Origin of the sequence: Enterobacter cloacae complex sp. 6730903 (assembly GCF_048283985.1) — a bacterium.
GTDB lineage: Bacteria > Pseudomonadota > Gammaproteobacteria > Enterobacterales > Enterobacteriaceae > Enterobacter > Enterobacter hormaechei_C.
In genome coordinates this window covers 1-3,007 of record NZ_JBLVXX010000109.1, presented here as the reverse complement: position 1 = coordinate 3,007, position 3,007 = coordinate 1, and the positions used below count along the sequence as shown (strand labels likewise).

At 36.5% G+C, this 3,007-nt stretch carries 3 protein-coding genes; all 3 read right to left on the bottom strand.

The features are described 5' to 3' along the window. Window positions 1-61: 61 nt before the first annotated feature. The gene (locus ACNQ0W_RS24935; protein WP_417933286.1) at window positions 62-865 is read right to left on the bottom strand and encodes a hypothetical protein; all 804 of its coding nucleotides are present in this window, start codon (window positions 863-865) and stop codon (window positions 62-64) included. A 171-nt stretch (window positions 866-1,036) separates the two neighbouring features. After that, the gene (locus ACNQ0W_RS24930; RefSeq protein WP_000472041.1) at window positions 1,037-1,975 is read right to left on the bottom strand and encodes a hypothetical protein; all 939 of its coding nucleotides are present in this window, start codon (window positions 1,973-1,975) and stop codon (window positions 1,037-1,039) included. A 66-nt stretch (window positions 1,976-2,041) separates the two neighbouring features. After that, window positions 2,042-2,962 (bottom strand): hypothetical protein, encoded by a 921-nt coding sequence (locus ACNQ0W_RS24925; protein WP_000991697.1) that lies wholly within the window; start codon window positions 2,960-2,962, stop codon window positions 2,042-2,044. Between the last annotated feature and the right edge of the window lie 45 nt (window positions 2,963-3,007).

Sequence of the window (3,007 nt, the reverse complement as noted above, 5' to 3'; positions counted from 1 at the left end):
CCGTCTGAATTTGCAGCGGGCTGGAGAAAGGGTCATTCTGAGAATGAAGATTCCGACGTTACTAACTGAGCGTTGTATCTAATCGTGGGGGCAGGTCAATCGGAATATAAGAAGCCGCAGCATAGCTCTCATAAATACTTATTATGGAGTCATTGTTGCGTCGAGAAATTACCCTACCAGAAGGTAAAGCCTCATCTTCCATATAGCAATCAGATAGGTCCTCACAGAAGTCATTTTCTTTAAGTGAAATATTAAGGGTCAATTCACTGTTGATAGAGCGTGAATAAGAATATTCACTCAGTTTATAGCAAGCCAAACTTATATCACTAAAAGTTTCATAAGCTTTATAGAGGCTCGATGTTATAGACTCAGATACAAATGTTATTAGTCCAATAAAATGAGTATCCCAGAACTGTTGCAAAGCAAAACGGGCAATCATAACCTGACCATCAACCTGCATCAGTCTGTTATATTCATCCCGGTCATAACCTTTCGACTGAGAAACATCATTAGACATGCTAAGAACTTCACTACAAACATCATCATATTCAAAACGGCTAGTTGCAAAGTGTTTTCCTGAAATCTCAAGGTACTGACCAGAGACTGCGTCAAACACCTCAAGAAAGTAACAGAGTCGAGATTTTAAAGATTCTCTGTTTAAAGCTTCTATTTCATTCTCAGAGATACTATCGACATATAAATCAACAGCATTCTTGAGTTCAATAGCTTTGATATTACAGGTAAAAGAAAGCTCGTCACTTTGACAATGGCAAACACTTAATACTATATCCGCCTCATCAAAATCTATGCCAAGATAGCTCAGAACTGCTCGGACATAGTTTTTATCATCAGATGAATGTGTCATATACACTACCTCAAATTTGAGAGGAAGTGCCCCAGAAGGGAAGCGACTTCCCCACTGGGTTAGATAAAAGTTTGGTTAAGCTAAAAGAAGATGCCAGCGACAGATTTTACATTGTCATAGACAAGTGTCTTCAGCCAACCAAAGTTACTTTTTTGGACTGAAGCAAAAGGATCATTGAGACGCGTTACGAAAATCGTCAAAAGCTTCAGTTATTAGTAATGTGCGATCAGTTACTCTGTATCGGTCATTACTTTCGAGAGATACGTAAGTTGAATGCGAAGAATCACAGACAACACGCCCTCTTTTATTGATCAATCTTACTTCCATCATCACCGGCACATTGATAATTGAAGCAACATCGGTATAGAGGGATATGAGGGCATCATTGTCACAATATAACGCCCCGTTCCCATCAAATGTATCGTTAAACTTAATATATATATCTGGCATATTTGCCGGATAATCATCAGTATTGAAATCAATGCATAACTTTAAGTCATCATTAATACGGCGATTAATCTTATGCTGCCCAACACGTACAAAGCCATGTTCAACAGCTTTGATAATCCTTAAAGTTTCATTAAGACAATCTGTAATTCTTTTCTCGACAAATGAGATAAAGTCACCAAAGTCGGAATGAAAAAACTGTTTAAGTGCAAATTTCGCAACTAACACTTTCCCATCCACCTTCATTTTATCGAGATAAAGATTTCTTATAGCATCAGTAGAAGAATTAGCTTTAGATAACTCTTCACAGTCATTAATAATCATTGAAACAATATCAATAACTTTAACTGGGCTTAAAGTATTACTATATCCGCGAATATCAAACGTAAAAAATCCGAAATTCTTAAATACTCCAAGAAAATAAATTATTTTTTGTTTCAAAAGAATAGAATCGGAGTAAGATGCGTTGTGCTTTATTAGTTCAGATATGTAGAGATCCAACATACAATTTAAATTATCGATATCTACATCGTAATCAAAGGTTACTTTGTCGAACGAAGTATCAGATAATTGAACGGTTATATCGTCAGCGGGAACATTAAGGCCTAAATTTTGATAAAGAAAGGCACTAACAAATTCCACGTGGTCAGATTCTTTAAACATTTACACTACCTCATGACTAAAAAGGAAGTGCTTCCCACCGGGAAGCAAGTTCCCGGATGGGTTAGATTAATTATAAAAGAGTTCTTCAGAAGGTACATGCATTTCTGGTTTGAACTGTTTTAAGGAGTTGTTTATAGCTTTTCGATATAACCCTGAAGAGTGTGGCTTAAACATTTGATATTCCGTAACGAGCAGAGGAGACGTAAAGCATCCTAAGTTCACTAGTGAAATATTTGATGTTTCTTCACAAACATCTAATTCAGCGTATATCCGCCTCTTCATTACCCTGCCTGCTAAATAGCGACGAACATGATTTATAAACTTGTCCGCATCTGATATAGAATTAACTATATAATCAGATGTGACTATCTGATTAGATACAGTTTCAGGTATAGCTTCGGCTATTATTTTTACGTTCATTTCATAATCAACACTATGGAAGCAAGCAAGAATTTGTGGCTTCGCGCTTTCTAAAATCTTTTCAAGAACAGAAAAAATCAGAGAGAACTCGTTTAAAATTCGCTTTTGTATAAGTCCATGTAGATGTTTTATGAAAGGAGAACCGTGTTCAACAAGGCCTAGTATAAGATCCTTAGAGGCCAAATCTGAGCGGTAATAAACGTATTCTAGATTATCCCGGTTAAATCCTTTGATAAGCAAATCAGGCTGCTCTGAGACCAGTCGTAAATGAGTTGAAGCTATAGAAACTTCAAAACGAAAGTTCGCGAGATTTACAGGGCCTGCTTTTAATGTAGCCGCTTCGGAAAAATAAATGAAAAGAGGATGCAAATCATCGTTACCACAGTAAAGATGGTCTGCGCCCTTAAGATATTTCACCAAATGAGGTAGAAAAGATATTACTGGAATATCAGCCACAAATCGAATATGCCGAAATGGTTTTGAATCCAAATATATATTTTCCACTACAGCGCCAACAAAACCCATTTTAACAAGAATAGATTCAACTAACTTTTGTATCGCATTCATTTAAATACCCTCTTAATAGAGGGATTTCTCCCAAAGGGAGAAATC